This is a genomic window from Streptomyces altiplanensis (assembly GCF_053591575.1).
In genome coordinates this window covers 70,161-84,787 of record NZ_JBSFUB010000011.1, presented here as the reverse complement: position 1 = coordinate 84,787, position 14,627 = coordinate 70,161, and the positions used below count along the sequence as shown (strand labels likewise).

The following is a 14,627-nucleotide window of genomic DNA, read 5'->3' as shown; positions in this document are numbered from 1 at the left end:
GAGAGCGCCCCCACCCCAGGAATGGCTTCAGACCATTCCAGCGCTTTTGGGAAGAAGTCGCGCATCACCCGCTCCGCCACTTGAACGAGTGAACAACACTCGGGAGTTGACGAACAACTTCTGATCCGGCCCGCCTCGCGGGCGCGCGGTGCGCCGGTTGGAAGTTCCGCCCGGCCTTTGGCAGGATGCGCCCCCGCAGCTTCGCGGAGTGCCTCATTCCGCCCATAAACCCGCGCCTCACCTGCTGGTACGGGCCAATTGGCGGCGCAGAGGAAGCCGTCGGGCGGCGCCCGGCGGCCTCATGCAGACTTGACCGCATGCGCTTCGAACTGGCCACGGCCCCCGGGGATCCCGAACGCCCCAACGAGGACTGGGCGTCTGTCGCCCTCCCCGCCACCGGCCGGGGCGGGGCGCTCGTCCTGCTGGACGGCGTGACCCCTCCGACGGGCGACGACGGATGCCTGCATTCGGTTCCCTGGTTCACCGCCAAGCTCGGTGGCGCACTGATCGAATTGTCCACTTCTCGGCTGGATTTGCCCCTCGCCGAGATCCTCGCGGAGGCCATTCGCCGCACCGCCGACGCCCACCGCAGCACCTGTGACCTTTCTCACGTGCGGACGCCGCAGGCGACAGTGGTTCTGGCGCGCTGGGGTGCGGAGGAGATCGAACACCTGGTGCTGTCGGACTCGGCACTGCTGCTGGAGGCTCCGGACGGCACGGTGCGCGCGGTGCTCGACGACCGCCTCGGCCTCGTCCCCCGCGAGGTGCTCTCCTCCCTCGCCGCGACCGACGCCCTGCGCAACACCGAGGGCGGTTTCTTCACGGCGGCGGCCGATCCGGCGGTGGCAGCACGGGCGGTGACGGGCACGGATCCACGGGCCCGGGTACGGGCGCTGGCGGCGCTCAGCGACGGGGTGACGCGCTGGGTGGACATGTTCGGCGAGGGCGACTGGGCGGACTGCCTGGGCGTACTGCGCAAGGAGGGCGCCCAGTCCCTGATCGACCGCGTCCGGTCCCTGGAGGCCGACGAGGCGAGGGCGCCGCTGGTACGCCGCTGGAAGCGGCACGACGACGCGGCGGTGGTCTACGCGGAGCTGTGAGCGGGGCGGGACGGCGGCGGAGAGCGGAGACGTGCCCACCCGGGGCCCTCCGGGGGCCCGGCTCAGCTCTCCGCGCGGCTGTTCAACTGGTGCAGCAGGCGCGCGAGCTCCGCCACCTCCGCACGGTCCCAGTCGGCCAGCTTCCGTACGTAACGGGCGCGGCGCGCGTCCCGTACCCGCCGGAAGCGTGCGCGCCCCTCCTCGGTGAGCGCGACCAGCGAGGCCCGGCCGTCGGCCGGGTCGGGCTCGCGCGTGACCAGGCCGAGCTCCTCCAGGGCGCGCAGCTGCCGGCTCATGGTCGCCTTGCCCACGCCGAACCACGAGGCCAGCTCGGTGGCCCGCTGCCGGTCCGCCTCGTCGAGCCGTACGAGCAGCCCGTACGCCGCCGGCTCCAGGTCGGGGTGGACCTCGCGGGCCATGTCGCCGGAGGAGGCGCGGGCCCGGCGCAGGAATACGGCCAGTTCGCGTTCCAGGGCGAGGAATTCGTGGTCCACACCGCTCACCTCCGGAACGCGCCCGTCATCCGCTCTTCCGCTTCCGTGCACGTCAGGACTCATCGCGCGCTTTCCTCACCCCTGAAGTTTTCTTTCACCAGCGGCCATTGCCGCAGCTCCGCCAGTATTTCGCAGGTTTAGACCAACGGCAGCACCCGGGCCCCCTTCCGCACCGCCTGTCTACGTGCGTAGCTTCATTGCTGACATGTCCACACCAGTGGCTTTGTCGACAGGTCGCCCGACCGGGCCTGCCGGACCAGTCCTGTCCCCAGCACCAGCATCCCCACCGAGCCTTTCGGAGGCACGTACATGCCCGTGCACAGATCCGGAACGGCCCGCCGCCCGCGCACCGCGGCGGCCGGGATTCTCCTCTCCCTCCTCTCCGCTCTCGCCCTCGTCCTGACCCTGCCGGGTGCGGTCACCGCCGCCGAGAAGCCCGAACGGGGCTCGGCCCGTATGGGCATGGGCGTCGTCAAGCACGACGGTCAGGGCGGCCTGCCGCCCGGCACCCGCGTCACCCAGACCGAAGGCGTGGACGTCAGCAGCCACCAGGGCAACGTCAACTGGTCCTCCCTGTGGACCAGCGGCGTGAAGTGGGCCTACGTGAAGGCCACCGAGGGGAACTACTACAAGAACCCCTACTTCGGACAGCAGTACAACGGCTCGTACAACGTCGGCATGATCCGCGGCGCGTACCACTTCGCGACACCGAACGACTCCAGCGGCGCCAACCAGGCCAACTACTTCGTCGACAACGGCGGCGGCTGGTCGCGCGACGGCAGGACGCTGCCCGGCGTGCTGGACATCGAGTGGAACCCCTACGGCGCGCAGTGCTACGGCAAGACGCAGAGCGGGATGGTCGCCTGGATCCGCGACTTCCTGAACACCTACAAGGCCCGCACCGGCCGCGACGCCGTCATCTACACGGCGACGAGCTGGTGGAAGACCTGCACGGGCAACTACGGCGGCTTCGGCTCCGTCAACCCGCTGTGGATCGCCCGCTACGACACCATCGTGGGCGAACTCCCGGCCGGCTGGGGCGTCCAGACCATGTGGCAGTACACCTCCACGGGTCCCATAGTCGGCGACCACAACAAGTTCAACGGCGCCCTCGACCGCGTCCAGGCCCTCGCCAACGGCTGACCGGCCGCCTCGCGTCCCTCGTTCTCACACAGAAGCACACGCAGAAGCCCCCCTCCCTCGCTGTGAGGGAAGGGGGCGTTCCGCAGCCGGGTCACCGACAGGCGTCCGTCACGCCGCCATCGGCACCCGTACCTCTGCCGGAGCCAGTGCGATCTCCAGGACCTGGCGGACGTCCGTCACCGGGTGGATCTCCAGCTTGTCCAGGATCTCGGCCGGGACGTCGTCCAGGTCGGCCTCGTTCCGCTTGGGGATCACCACCGTCGTGGTGCCCGCCCGGTGCGCCGCCAGCAGCTTCTGCTTCAGGCCGCCGATCGGCAGGACGCGGCCGGTCAGGGACACCTCGCCCGTCATCGCCACGTCGGTGCGGACCAGCCGGCCGGAGAGCAGCGACGCGAGGGCCGTCGTCATCGTGATGCCCGCGCTCGGTCCGTCCTTGGGCACCGCGCCCGCCGGGAAGTGGATGTGCACGCTCCGGTCCTTCAGGTCGCCGACCGGCAGCTCCAGTTCCGCGCCGTGCGAGCGGAGGAAGGAGAGCGCGATCTGGGCGGACTCCTTCATGACGTCGCCGAGCTGGCCCGTGAGGGTCAGGCCCGCTCCGCCCGTCTCCTTGTCCGCCAGCGACGCCTCGACGAAGAGCACGTCGCCGCCCGCACCCGTGACCGCGAGACCCGTGGCCACGCCCGGGACCGCCGTGCGGCGCTCCGCCGGGTCCTGGGCGGACTCGGGGACGTGGTGGGGCCGGCCGATCAGGGCGCGCAGGTCGCCGTCCGTGATCGTGAACGGCAGCTTCCGCTCGCCCAGCTCGCTCTGCGCCGCCACCTTGCGCAGCAGGCGCGCCACCGACCGCTCCAGGTTCCGTACGCCCGCCTCACGGGTGTACTCGCCCGCCAGCTTGCGCAGCGCCGAGTCGTCGAGGGTGACCTCGCCGGGCTCCAGACCCGCCCGCTCCAGCTGGCGCGGGAGCAGGTGGTCGCGGGCGATGACGACCTTCTCGTCCTCCGTGTAGCCGTCGAGCCTGACCAGCTCCATGCGGTCCAGCAGCGCCTCCGGGATGGCCTCCAGGACGTTGGCGGTGGCGAGGAAGACCACGTCGGAGAGGTCGAGTTCGACCTCCAGGTAGTGGTCGCGGAAGGTGTGGTTCTGGGCGGGGTCGAGGACTTCGAGCAGCGCCGCGGCCGGGTCGCCGCGGAAGTCGGAGCCGACCTTGTCGATCTCGTCGAGGAGGACGACGGGGTTCATCGACCCGGCCTCCTTGATCGCGCGCACGATCCGCCCGGGAAGAGCCCCCACGTACGTACGGCGGTGTCCGCGGATCTCCGCCTCGTCGCGTACGCCGCCGAGCGCGACCCGTACGAACTTCCGGCCCATGGCGTGGGCGACGGACTCGCCGAGCGACGTCTTGCCGACGCCGGGCGGGCCGACGAGGGCCAGCACCGCGCCGCCGCGACGGCCGCCGACGACACCCAGGCCGCGCTCGGCCCGGCGCTTGCGGACCGCCAGGTACTCGGTGATGCGCTCCTTCACGTCGTCCAGGCCGGCGTGCTCGGCGTCCAGGACCGCCTTGGCGCCCTGGATGTCGTACTGGTCCTCGGTCCGCTCGGTCCAGGGGAGTTCGAGGACGGTGTCGAGCCACGTCCGGATCCACGACCCCTCCGGGGACTGGTCGGAGGACCGTTCCAGCTTGTCGACCTCCTTGAGGGCGGCCTCGCGCACCTTCTCGGGCAGGTCGGCGGCCTCGACGCGCGCCCGGTAGTCGTCGGACTCGTCCTCGCCGTCCTTGCCGTTGATCTCGCGCAGCTCCTTGCGCACGGCGTCGAGCTGGCGGCGCAGCAGGAACTCGCGCTGCTGCTTGTCCACGCCCTCCTGGACGTCCTTGGCGATGGACTCGGCGACGTCCTGCTCCGCCAGGTGCTCGCTCAGCCACTTCACGGCGAGCCTCAGACGGGCCACCGGGTCGGCGGTCTCCAGCAGCTCGACCTTCTGGGCGGTGGTGAGGAACGGCGAGTAGCCGGAGTTGTCGGCGAGGGCGGAGACGTCCTCGATCTGCTGGACCCGGTCCACGACCTGCCAGGCGCCGCGCTTCTTCAGCCAGCTGGTGGCGAGCGCCTTGTACTCCTTGACCAGCTCGGTGACCGCTCCGGGGAGGGGGTCGGGCAGCGTCTCCTCGACGCTCGCGCCCTCGACCCAGAGCGCCGCGCCGGGCCCTGTCGTCCCCGCGCCGATCCGGACGCGGTCGCGGCCGCGGATCAGGGCGCCGGGATCGCCGTCCGAGAGCCGCCCGACCTGCTCGACGGTGCCCAGGACGCCGATCGCGGCGTACGTGCCGTCGATGCGCGGAACGAGAAGGACCTGCGGCTTGTTGCCGCTGGAGCGGGCGGCGGCCTGAGCGGCCTCCACCGCGGCGCGTACGTCGGCGTGGGAAAGGTCCAGGGGCACCACCATTCCCGGCAGCACTACCTCGTCGTCGAGCGGCAGCACGGGCAGGGTGAGCGGATTGGACGTCGATGCCATGATCTCCCCTTCGGCAGTGAACTTGAGCTATGCCGACTCAATGCTTGTGAGCTCCCGAATGTTCCCGGGCACGTGTTCGCTGTGAGCGATCAGCGTGCGGCCTCGCGCACGGCGGCCGGACGGCGGCCGCCGCCCGGGACGTTTCGGCCGGCCCCCGCCGATGCGCACGCGCGAAGCCGCGGCGCCGCCCCGGAAATTCGCTCGGTGACACACAGCGGCCCGAGGCACAGTGCCCCCATGAGCGCACGAGGGCTGAACCACGACGGGACGATCGCACGCGAAGGCGCGCTGGACCGGGTGCCGGCAGCGTTCGCCGGCGCCGTCGACGCGGCCCGCGCCCACCTCACCGAGACGTTCGGCGGCGCACGGCTGCACAGCGCCTACCTCTACGGCAGCGTCCCCCGTGGCACCGCCGTCCCCGGAGTCTCCGACCTCGACCTGCTCCTCGCCCTCCACCACGAGCCCACCGAAGCCGACCGCGCCGACGCCGAGGCGGTCGAGGCCGCACTGGACGGCGCGTTCCCCCAGCTCGACGGTGTCGGCGCCCTGCTGTTCAGCACCCGCACCCTGCTCAGCGATCTCGAACGCCACGATCTCGGCTTCTTCGTCTCCTGCCTCTGCACCCCGCTGCTCGGCGCCGACCTCGCCGAACGGCTGCCCCGCTACGGCCCCACGGCCCTGCTGGCCCGGGAAACGAACGGCGACCTCGCCCTCGCGCTCCCGCGCTGGCGCACCCGGACCGCCGAAGCCACCACGGACGCCGGCCGCAGGGCCCTCGGCCGCGCCGTCGCCCGCCGCCTCGTCCGCACGGGATTCACCCTGGTCATGCCCCGCTGGGGCGGTTGGACCAGCGACCTCGACGAGTCCGCCGAACTCTTCGGCCGCTACTACCCCGAGCGCGCCGGGCAGATGCGCTTGGCCGCAGCCACCGGCCGTGCCCCCTCGGCCGACCCGGCGGTACTCGCCACGCTCGTCGACGACCTGGCCCCCTGGCTCGCCGCCGAGTACACGGCCACGCACGGCGAGAAGGCGCCGCGCCCCTGAACGGCACCCGTCGCCTCCGCCGTCGGCGGCCTCCTCCCGTATCGCGCCTCCCGTATCCCGCCCGTCCGCCGCATCCCCCGAAGACAGTATGTAATGATCAGAATGCAGATTGGACTATTACATCAGGAGTGCAGATGACATCCCGGGCCCCTTCGCCGCTCTTCGGTTCCACCGCCGACGCCGTCCGTGCCTGGGTCGACGGGTGGGTCGTGTCCCGGGGCGCGGCGGACCCCGTGCCCCGGCCCTGGGGCCTCACGGTCGATGTCGGTCTTCCGCACCACGCCACCCGGCACGTCATGACCGACGCCGACGAGGCGACGGTCCGCAAGCTGGCCGAGGTGTACGCCGCACCGGCCGTCTCGCTCAAGATGTTCCTGGAGCCGGAGACGGTCGCGCCGTGGCTCGGCCCGGGGTGGAGGACGGACGGGCCCGGCTGGCTGATGACGACACCGCTGCGGCCGTTGCCCGGCACGGGTACCGGCACCGGCACCGGCACCCCCGAGGGCTACACGCTCAAGTCCTGGCGGCGCGGCGGCGTGACGCGCCTGTTCGTCGCCGCCCCCGACGGCGGGTTCGCCGCGCGCGGCCAGGTCGCCCCGACCGGCAGGACGGCAGTGGTGGACCAGGTGGAGACGGCCCCCGCGCACCGGCGCAGGGGTCTGGGCGCGCTGGTGATGCGTACGCTCCAGGGCGCGGCGTACGAACAGGGCGCCACGGTCGGGATCCTGGGCGCGACGACCGACGGGCGGGGGCTGTACGAGTCGCTGGGCTGGCAGGTGTGGGCCCCGTTGACCGGCGTGACGTACGCGGCCGGGGCGGGCCGGGAGACAGGGGCCCCGGCGTGACGGCGGGCCCCGGCCCCGGCGGCGCCCTCGATCCGTCGTTCCGGGGTTCCGGGGCACGAGGACCGCGCGGCTGCCGGCGGACACGGGCGCTGCTGAAGCGGTTGCGGCACGTGCCGGTGCGGTACGGGGAGGAACCGGGCGGCGCGTGAGACGCGGCGGGGCGGGGGTGCGGCGCTCGGGTGCCGTCTTCCCGCCGCGCGTCCGCGCCCGCGTGAACCGTTCGCCCCGACGCGGGCGATAGAGAGAGCGTGAGACTGATGCGCCCCTCGGGGGGAGACCGGAACGGCACAGGCACCGGCCTCGGCGACGACGCGGCGCTGCTGCGCGCCGTCGCCCGGGGGGACTCGGAGGCGCTGGCCACGCTCTACGACCGGCACGCCGGGTGGCTGCACGCCCGGCTGGCCCGGCGGTGCGCGGACCCCGAGACCGTACGGGAGGTCCTCCAGGACACCTTCGTGACGGTCTGGCGGTCCGCCGGGACGCACCGGGGCGGGGAGACGGGCGGGTGGCTGTGGGTGATCGCCGCGCGCCGGCTGGTGGACGCGCAGCGGGCGCGGACACGGGCGGAGCGGGCGGAGTACGCCGGGTTCGCGCCCGCCGGAGCGGCGCAGTCGGCGGAGGAACGGGTGCTGGCCGGGCTGGAGTACGGCGACGTGGGCACCGCCCTCGACCGGATCTCGCCCGAGCTGCGCGAGGTCCTGCGCGCGACGGTGGTCGACGGGCTGACCACCCGCGAGACCGCCCGCCTGCTCGGTCTGCCGGAGGGCACGGTCAAGACCCGGGCCATGCGGGCCCGGCGCGAACTGCGCCGGGCGCTCGCGGAACTGGGCGCACTGGACGGACCGAACGGACCGCACGCACTGGACGGACTGACACGCGGCAGCGAGCCGTTGGGAGGCACCGCATGACGGCGGCACGGCACACGGCATGGCACGTGGACGACACGCTGGCGGCGCGTTACGCGGCCGGCACCGTCGCCGAGACGGACGCCTGGTCGCTGGAGAAGCACGTCGAGGCATGCGCGGCCTGCGCGGCGCGGGTCTCGGCGGCGGTACGGGCCGGCGCGGCCGGCCCCGCGCTGGCGTCCGTCCGGGAAGCGGTGCTCGCCGCCGCGACGCCGCCGCCGCGGACACCCTCCACCGCCTCCGCGTCCCCCACCCGGACCACACGGACCGCCAGATCCGCCAGGTCCGCCAGGTCCGCCAGGTCCGCCCGAGGCGCCGGGGGGCGTCTCGGGCGGATCGTGTGGGGGGCCGGGCCCGCGGTGCGGGGGGCCTGGGTGGTGGCGGTCGTACTCGTCGGGGCGGGGGCCGTCGGGCTGGCGTACGGCGCCGGGTACGACGGGGCCCGGCCGCTGCTGCTCGCGCTGGCGCCGCTGCTGCCGCCGGCCGGGGTGGCCGTCTCGTACGGCCGCCACGCCGATCCGATGTACGAGATCAGTGCCTCCACCCCCTCCGGCGGACTACGGCTCCTGCTCGTCCGGACGGCCGCCGTGCTCGGGGTGAGCCTCCCGCTGCTGACCGCCGCCGGGGCCGTACTGCCCGGCTCCCCCGGCGTTCCCGGCGCGACCGCCTGGCTGCTGCCCGGGCTCGCGCTGGCCCTCGGCGCGCTGGCCCTCGGATCGTACGTCGGGTGCCGGACCGCCGCCGGAGTCATCGGCTCGGCCTGGGTGCTGGCCGTCGTGGTGCCCGTGGTGACCACGCCGGGGCACGGCGGGATCCGGGGCCCGGGCGTCCTGGCCGTTCCCCTCGCGCAGTACTTCGACGGGCCGTCGGCCCAGGGCGGCTGGGCCGCCGCTGCCGCACTGTGCGCCGGGCTGCTCGCCCTGCGCCGTACCTCCTTCGACCGACTGGAGTCCTTGTGAGCACCACCGCGGCCACGGCCGTCTCCGTCGCCGGGCTGACCGTCCGGCACCGCAGGACCACCGCGCTGGACTCCGTCGACCTCCGCTTCGGCACCGGAGTGCACGGTCTGCTCGGGCCGAACGGAGCGGGCAAGACCTCCCTGATCCGGGTACTGGCCACGGTCGCCGCACCGACGGCGGGCAGGGTCGAGCTGCTGGGCGGCGACATGTCGGGGCACCGGGAACGGTCGGCGGTGCGGCGCAGACTGGGCTATCTGCCCCAGGAGTTCGGGTACTACCCCGGCTTCACGGTGCGGGAGTTCGTCGCGTACGTGGCATGGCTGAAAGAGATGCCCGCGGACGCCGCCCCGGAGGCGGTGGAGCGGGCGGTGGAGCGGGTCGGTCTCTCGGACCGCATCGACGCGAAGGTGAAGTCGCTGTCGGGCGGCATGGTGCGGCGGGCCGGTATCGCGCAGGCCGTCGTCAACGAGCCGGACATCCTGCTGCTCGACGAGCCGACCGCCGGTCTCGATCCGGAGCAGCGCGTCGAGTTCAGGGCGCTGCTCCGGGAACTGGGCACCGCTTCCACCGTGATCGTCTCCACCCACCTGGTGGAGGACGTGGCGGCAGCCTGCACGGCGGTCACGCTCCTGGAGAAGGGCCGCGTCGCCTACCGCGGCACACCGGAGCAGCTGGCCGCGCTGGGCACCGGCGACGACGGCCCCGCCCTGGGCGACAACCCCATCGAGCGCGGCTACACCGCCGCCCTGCGCACCCACCGCGCGGCGAACGCGGCAGCTGCCGGCGCGGGAGCGACCCGATGACCACCACCGGCAGCGGTGTCCGGACCCGTACCCCCGCCCGTACCGGGACCGGACCGGGCACCCCGGCCGGTCCCGGTGACGCCACCACCGCGCCCGGCCGCCGACGGCTGCCCGCGCCCCTCCGGGCCGAGCTGCGGCGCGGGATCGCGCCCTGGCTCGGAGCCGCCGTCATGGTGACGCTGGTCGTGGCCATGGCCCCCAAGGCATCGTCCTGGCAAGGCAGCTGGGGCGAGACGCAGAACCTGCTGCACTCCGCTTCGGCCCTGCTCGGCGGCCCGCTCGTGGCTGCCGCCGGATGCTGGCAGGCCGGGCGCGAGCGCCGCCGCGGCATGACGGAACTGCGGAGCTCCACCGTCCGTACGCCACTCGCCCAGACCCTCCTGTGTCTCGCGCCCCTGTTGCTGTGGGCCCTGGCCGGATACGCCGCCGCCGCGGCCGCCGTCTCCCTCGCCACCTGGCCGTACACGTCCGGCGGCAGCCCGCTCGTCTCGATGGCGGCGACCGACGCGACCTGGCTCGGGACGGCGGCCGTCCTGGGGTTCGTCACCGGCCGGCTGGTCCCCTGGCGGCTGACCGCGCCCGTCGCCGCCGCCCTCATGTACGTCGTCGTCGGTCTCCCCTCGTACTTCTCCTCGAACGCCCAGTTCCTCACCCCGGTCGCCAGGACGGAGGCCGACCGGTACCTCCCCGTGTGGTGGCAGGGCCCCGTCATGATGCTGTGGCTGGGCGGTCTCGGTGCCGCCGCGCTGCTCGCGTACGCCGCCCGCCGCCGGGCCGTCGCGCTGGTGCCGCTGACCGCCGCGCTCGCCGCGGCCGTCCTCATCACGCAGACCGGCTACGGGATGTGGCAGAAGGCCCCGGCCGCGAGCCGCGTCGTCTGCGGCGGGTCCGCCCCGGAGATCTGTGTGAACGGCCTCGACGGCAAGCTGCTCCCCGAGGTCACCAAGGCCCTGGCCGGCCTCACCTCCCGGCTGGAGGGCGTCGAGGGAGCGCCGGCCGCCTACCGGGACCGGCTCCGGCATCCGGAGGCGGCCGGGGACGAGGCGGCGCTGCCGCCCCTGACGCGGGGCTGGAGTGTGACGCGCGACAGGCTGGCCGCTCCCGACGAGTACGCCCACCAGGCCGCGGGGCTGCTGCTGCTGCGGGAGTGTTCCAGCAGCGCCTACGGCAAGGACAGGGACGGCGCCGAGCGGGTCGCCCTCACCGACGAGGCCGTACAGAACTGGCTGGCACCGGCCGACGGCCCTCCCGGGCACGCCTTAGGGCTCCCTTCCGACGGCCCCGCGCGGCTCGACGCGATGGGCGACGAGGAGCGCCGGGAGTGGCTCGGGCGCTACCTGGCCACCAGGAAGAGCTGCACGCCCGCGGAGGTGCCGGTCCTGTGAGCACCACGAAAGCCGTGGGCGCCGCCGGAGCCGTCCGTGCCGCGCAGTCCCTCGTCCCGTACGCCCGCTCCCGTGCCCTCCCCCTCACCCTCGCCTCGGTCCTCGGTGTCGCGGTGGCCGCCGCCTGGGCCGCGGACTGGCTGGAGGACCGGCCGTACTTCGACCACACCGCCCGTGTCCCGGTCCTGGCGCTCGCGCCGCTGCTGGCGACCGCCGCCATCGGCACGGGCCTGTACTCGCACACCGAGGAGCTGGACCGGACCTCCGTGCGCCCCTGGTGGCCGCGCCGCCTGGTGCACCTGCTCGCGCTCACGGCGCTCGCGACCGGGCTGCTCGCCCTGGCCGTGCCGGGCCACCCCGAGGAGTTCGGCGCGCCCGCCATGGTCCGTAACGTCCTGGGCTCGGCCGGGGTGACCGCGGCCGGGGCCGTGCTGCTCGGGGCGCGGCTGAGCTGGCTGCCGATGACGGCATACGGAGGCGCGGTGTACCTGGCCGCGCCCCGCGCGCCCGGCGGTGCGGCCGCCGTGTGGGCGTGGTCGATGCAGCCGGGGCCGCAGGTGGCCGCCCGGGTGGTGGCGGGTGCGGCGTTCGTGACGGGGGCGGCGCTGTACGTACACCGCGGGGCGCGCCCCGAAGGGCCGCGCGGCTGACCGGCACCGGCGTACGCCGCCCGTCCGGGTCCCGGCGGGCGAAAGGGTTTGATCCCGCTGCCGCCCGGCGCCAGGATGACGCCGACGACAACAGGAAGCACTCGAACCGTCCCGGAGGTTCCCCATGGCCGTCCAGGCCCGCCCCCAGACTCCGCACGCCACCACCGTCGACCGGCGCGAGGGCCCGTACGGGGAAGTCGTTCTGCGGGAGCGCGGGGAGCACTTCGAGATCATCGCCAACGGCTGCTTCCTGATGGACACCTCCGACGGCCGCTCCGAGCGCCTCCTCGTCGACGCCGCCCTCGACGCGCTCCCCGCCGGAGCCGGCCGCCCCTCCCCCGACCTCCTCATCGGCGGCCTCGGCGTCGGCTTCTCGCTCGCCCGCGCCGCCGCGCAGCCGCGCTGGGGGCGGATCACGGTCGTCGAACGCGAGCAGGCCGTCATCGACTGGCACCGCGAGGGACCGCTGGCCCGGATCTCGGGCGAGGCGCTCGCCGATCCACGATGCGAGATCATTCACACCGACTTGGTGGATTACGTTCGGGAAAACCGGATCGGGAACGCTGGTACGTACCAGGACACCTACGACGCGCTCTGTCTCGACATCGACAACGGCCCCGACTGGACCGTGACCGACGACAACGCCAATCTCTACTCCTCACAAGGGCTCGCGGGGTGCATGAGGCGGCTGAGGCCCGGCGGGATCCTTGCCGTCTGGTCGGCCGGACCGTCCCCGGAATTCGAGGACACGTTGCGGAATGCCGGATTCAACTTGGTTAGGACGGAAGAGATCCAAGTTGCCCGAGGCGTTCCTGACGTGGTCCATCTCGCGGTTCGCCCTGCGTAGCCGGGACGCTGCCAGTGCCTCTACGCTGCTCCCTTACACGTGGGAATAGAGAAGAGAACTCCCAGGGGCGGGGCAATGGAGCAGACACACACCAGCCACAACGGCCTCGCGGCCACTCCGGGCGCCCAGCGCCGGGTGCTGGTCGTCGAGGACGACGCGACCATCGTCGACGCCATTGCAGCGCGACTGCGCGCCGAGGGCTTCCAGGTGCAGACGGCCGTCGACGGACCGGCGGCGGTGGACGCCGCCGAGGCGTGGCAGCCCGATCTGATGGTTCTCGACATCATGCTGCCCGGCTTCGACGGCCTCGAGGTCTGCCGCCGCGTCCAGGCGCAGCGGCCCGTGCCGGTACTGATGCTGACGGCACGCGACGACGAGACCGACATGCTGGTCGGCCTCGGTGTCGGCGCCGACGACTACATGACCAAGCCGTTCTCGATGCGCGAGCTCGCGGCCCGCGTCCATGTCCTGCTGCGCCGCGTGGAGCGGGCGACGCTCGCCGCCTCCACGCCGCGCAGCGGCATCCTGCGCCTCGGCGAGCTGGAGATCGACCACGCGCAGCGCCGCGTGCGGGTGCGCGGTGACGACGTACACCTGACGCCCACCGAGTTCGACCTGCTGGTGTGCCTGGCGAACACGCCGCGCGCCGTGCTCTCGCGCGAGCAGCTGCTCGCCGAGGTGTGGGACTGGGCGGACGCGTCGGGCACCAGGACCGTCGACAGCCACATCAAGGCGCTGCGCCGCAAGATCGGCGCCGAGCGGATCCGCACGGTCCACGGCGTGGGGTACGCGCTGGAGACCCCGCCGGCATGACGCGGCAGCTGAAGCAGGGGGGGAACGGGCTGCGTCCCTTCTCGATCAAGACCAAGCTCGGCACGCTCGTCGTCGTCTCGGTCTTCATCACCACGGGCCTGATCCTGGTGGCGCTGCGCACCAAGACGGAGCTGCGCTTCATCACCGTCTTCTCGGTCATCGCCTCGATGCTGATCACCCAGTTCGTGGCGCACAGCCTGACCTCGCCGCTGGACGAGATGACGACGGTGGCCCGGTCCATCGCGCACGGCGACTACACGCGGCGGGTGCGCGGCGCGGGCCGCAGGGACGAACTGGGCGACCTGGCGGCCACGATCAACCACATGGCGGACGACCTGGAGGCCGTGGACCGCCACCGCAAGGAACTGGTCGCCAACGTCTCGCACGAGCTGAGAACCCCCATCGCGGGGCTCAGAGCGGTGCTGGAGAACGTCGTGGACGGCGTGTCCGAAGCGGATCCCGAGACGATGCGCACGGCGCTGAAACAGACCGAGCGCCTCGGCCGGCTGGTCGAGACGCTGCTCGACCTGTCCCGGCTGGACAACGGCGTCGTACCGCTGAAGGCGCACCGCTTCGAGGTCTGGCCGTACCTCTCGGGCGTGCTGAAGGAGGCGAACGTGATCGCCTCGCAGCGCGGCCTCGCCTCGGGGTCCGGCAGTCATACGCGTACCGATGTGCATCTGCACCTGGACGTCTCGCCGCCCGAGCTGACCGCGCACGCCGACGTCGAGCGGCTGCACCAGGTCGTCGCCAACCTCCTCGACAACGCGGTCAAGCACAGCCCGCCGCACGGCCGCGTCACCGTGCGCGCCCGGCGCGGCCCGCAGCCGGAGAGCCTGGACCTGGAGGTCCTGGACGAGGGCCCCGGCATTCCGGAGGCCGAGCGGCACCGGGTCTTCGAGCGTTTCAACCGCGGCAGCCTGCCCGCTCCGCACGGTCCGGGCAGCGACGGCGGTACGGGACTCGGCCTCGCGATCGCGCGCTGGGCGGTGGATCTGCACGGCGGACGGATCGGAGTGGCCGAATCCGCACGCGGCTGCCGCATCCAGGTCACCCTTCCGGGGAGCCTCCGGACCGGCAGTTGACGTAGGGTTCGAACCGGAAGCACACGTTCCCGCGTGTCGTCCA

14 protein-coding genes are annotated in these 14,627 nt (G+C 73.3%); 12 read left to right on the top strand and 2 right to left on the bottom strand.

The window, feature by feature from the left end:
• Positions 1 to 317: 317 nt before the first annotated feature.
• Positions 318 to 1,100 carry a hypothetical protein gene (locus ACWD0Y_RS08110; protein ID WP_450259554.1) on the top strand — a complete coding sequence of 261 codons (783 nt, stop codon included), beginning with the start codon at positions 318 to 320 and terminating at the stop codon, positions 1,098 to 1,100.
• Between the two features lie 62 nt (positions 1,101 to 1,162).
• Here the strand turns inward: ACWD0Y_RS08110 and ACWD0Y_RS08105 are convergent, their stop codons facing one another.
• A complete protein-coding gene (locus tag ACWD0Y_RS08105) occupies positions 1,163 to 1,657 on the bottom strand; it encodes a MarR family winged helix-turn-helix transcriptional regulator (protein ID WP_450259553.1) in 495 nt (164 codons plus the stop codon).
• Positions 1,658 to 1,903: 246 nt separating this feature from the next.
• Here ACWD0Y_RS08105 and ACWD0Y_RS08100 point away from each other — a divergent pair, with 246 nt between their 5' ends.
• Positions 1,904 to 2,737 (top strand): lysozyme, encoded by an 834-nt coding sequence (locus ACWD0Y_RS08100; protein ID WP_450259552.1) that lies wholly within the window; start codon positions 1,904 to 1,906, stop codon positions 2,735 to 2,737.
• Positions 2,738 to 2,845: 108 nt separating this feature from the next.
• Here the strand turns inward: ACWD0Y_RS08100 and lon are convergent, their stop codons facing one another.
• Positions 2,846 to 5,248 carry an endopeptidase La gene (gene lon, locus ACWD0Y_RS08095; protein WP_450259551.1) on the bottom strand — a complete coding sequence of 801 codons (2,403 nt, stop codon included), beginning with the start codon at positions 5,246 to 5,248 and terminating at the stop codon, positions 2,846 to 2,848.
• Positions 5,249 to 5,485: 237 nt separating this feature from the next.
• On the opposite strand from lon, the gene ACWD0Y_RS08090 reads away from it, so the two are divergent.
• The 10 genes from ACWD0Y_RS08090 (at position 5,486) to ACWD0Y_RS08045 (ending at position 14,584) form a co-directional block, all read left to right on the top strand.
• Positions 5,486 to 6,292, top strand: a complete 807-nt coding sequence (locus ACWD0Y_RS08090) for a nucleotidyltransferase (protein ID WP_450259550.1) — start codon at positions 5,486 to 5,488, stop codon at positions 6,290 to 6,292.
• Between the two features lie 134 nt (positions 6,293 to 6,426).
• Positions 6,427 to 7,137, top strand: a complete 711-nt coding sequence (locus ACWD0Y_RS08085) for a GNAT family N-acetyltransferase (protein WP_450259549.1) — start codon at positions 6,427 to 6,429, stop codon at positions 7,135 to 7,137.
• Between the two features lie 257 nt (positions 7,138 to 7,394).
• Entirely contained in the window at positions 7,395 to 8,045 is a 651-nt protein-coding gene (locus tag ACWD0Y_RS08080; protein ID WP_450259601.1) for an RNA polymerase sigma factor, read from the top strand.
• On the top strand, positions 8,042 to 9,001 hold the full coding sequence (locus ACWD0Y_RS08075) for a zf-HC2 domain-containing protein (RefSeq protein ID WP_450259548.1): 960 nt from the start codon (positions 8,042 to 8,044) through the stop codon (positions 8,999 to 9,001). Before ACWD0Y_RS08080 ends, ACWD0Y_RS08075 begins: the two co-directional genes overlap by 4 nt.
• On the top strand, positions 8,998 to 9,804 hold the full coding sequence (locus ACWD0Y_RS08070; RefSeq protein WP_450259547.1) for an ABC transporter ATP-binding protein: 807 nt from the start codon (positions 8,998 to 9,000) through the stop codon (positions 9,802 to 9,804). The genes ACWD0Y_RS08075 and ACWD0Y_RS08070 overlap by 4 nt, the downstream gene beginning before the upstream one ends.
• The gene (locus ACWD0Y_RS08065) at positions 9,801 to 11,189 is read left to right on the top strand and encodes a hypothetical protein (protein WP_450259546.1); all 1,389 of its coding nucleotides are present in this window, start codon (positions 9,801 to 9,803) and stop codon (positions 11,187 to 11,189) included. The genes ACWD0Y_RS08070 and ACWD0Y_RS08065 overlap by 4 nt, the downstream gene beginning before the upstream one ends.
• Entirely contained in the window at positions 11,186 to 11,839 is a 654-nt protein-coding gene (locus ACWD0Y_RS08060; RefSeq protein WP_450259545.1) for a hypothetical protein, read from the top strand. The genes ACWD0Y_RS08065 and ACWD0Y_RS08060 overlap by 4 nt, the downstream gene beginning before the upstream one ends.
• 124 nt (positions 11,840 to 11,963) lie before the next feature.
• Positions 11,964 to 12,686, top strand: coding sequence for a spermidine synthase (locus ACWD0Y_RS08055; RefSeq protein ID WP_450259544.1), 723 nt, complete (start codon positions 11,964 to 11,966; stop codon positions 12,684 to 12,686).
• A 75-nt stretch (positions 12,687 to 12,761) separates the two neighbouring features.
• Positions 12,762 to 13,499, top strand: coding sequence for a response regulator transcription factor (locus ACWD0Y_RS08050; protein ID WP_069926973.1), 738 nt, complete (start codon positions 12,762 to 12,764; stop codon positions 13,497 to 13,499).
• The gene (locus ACWD0Y_RS08045) at positions 13,496 to 14,584 is read left to right on the top strand and encodes a HAMP domain-containing sensor histidine kinase (protein ID WP_450259543.1); all 1,089 of its coding nucleotides are present in this window, start codon (positions 13,496 to 13,498) and stop codon (positions 14,582 to 14,584) included. Before ACWD0Y_RS08050 ends, ACWD0Y_RS08045 begins: the two co-directional genes overlap by 4 nt.
• Positions 14,585 to 14,627 lie beyond the last annotated feature (43 nt).

Excerpts from the sequence above, each read along its gene's own strand:
- ACWD0Y_RS08110 (WP_450259554.1), top strand. The coding sequence starts at position 318 with ATGCGCTTCGAACTGGCCACGGCCCCCGGGGATCCCGAACGCCCCAAC.
- ACWD0Y_RS08100 (WP_450259552.1), top strand. The coding sequence starts at position 1,904 with ATGCCCGTGCACAGATCCGGAACGGCCCGCCGCCCGCGCACCGCGGCG.
- ACWD0Y_RS08050 (WP_069926973.1), top strand. The coding sequence starts at position 12,762 with ATGGAGCAGACACACACCAGCCACAACGGCCTCGCGGCCACTCCGGGC.
- ACWD0Y_RS08055 (WP_450259544.1), top strand. The coding sequence starts at position 11,964 with ATGGCCGTCCAGGCCCGCCCCCAGACTCCGCACGCCACCACCGTCGAC.
- ACWD0Y_RS08105 (WP_450259553.1), bottom strand. The coding sequence starts at position 1,657 with ATGAGTCCTGACGTGCACGGAAGCGGAAGAGCGGATGACGGGCGCGTT.
- ACWD0Y_RS08090 (WP_450259550.1), top strand. The coding sequence starts at position 5,486 with ATGAGCGCACGAGGGCTGAACCACGACGGGACGATCGCACGCGAAGGC.
- ACWD0Y_RS08075 (WP_450259548.1), top strand. The coding sequence starts at position 8,042 with ATGACGGCGGCACGGCACACGGCATGGCACGTGGACGACACGCTGGCG.
- ACWD0Y_RS08080 (WP_450259601.1), top strand. The coding sequence starts at position 7,395 with ATGCGCCCCTCGGGGGGAGACCGGAACGGCACAGGCACCGGCCTCGGC.
- lon (WP_450259551.1), bottom strand. The coding sequence starts at position 5,248 with ATGGCATCGACGTCCAATCCGCTCACCCTGCCCGTGCTGCCGCTCGAC.
- ACWD0Y_RS08065 (WP_450259546.1), top strand. The coding sequence starts at position 9,801 with ATGACCACCACCGGCAGCGGTGTCCGGACCCGTACCCCCGCCCGTACC.
- ACWD0Y_RS08085 (WP_450259549.1), top strand. The coding sequence starts at position 6,427 with ATGACATCCCGGGCCCCTTCGCCGCTCTTCGGTTCCACCGCCGACGCC.
- ACWD0Y_RS08045 (WP_450259543.1), top strand. The coding sequence starts at position 13,496 with ATGACGCGGCAGCTGAAGCAGGGGGGGAACGGGCTGCGTCCCTTCTCG.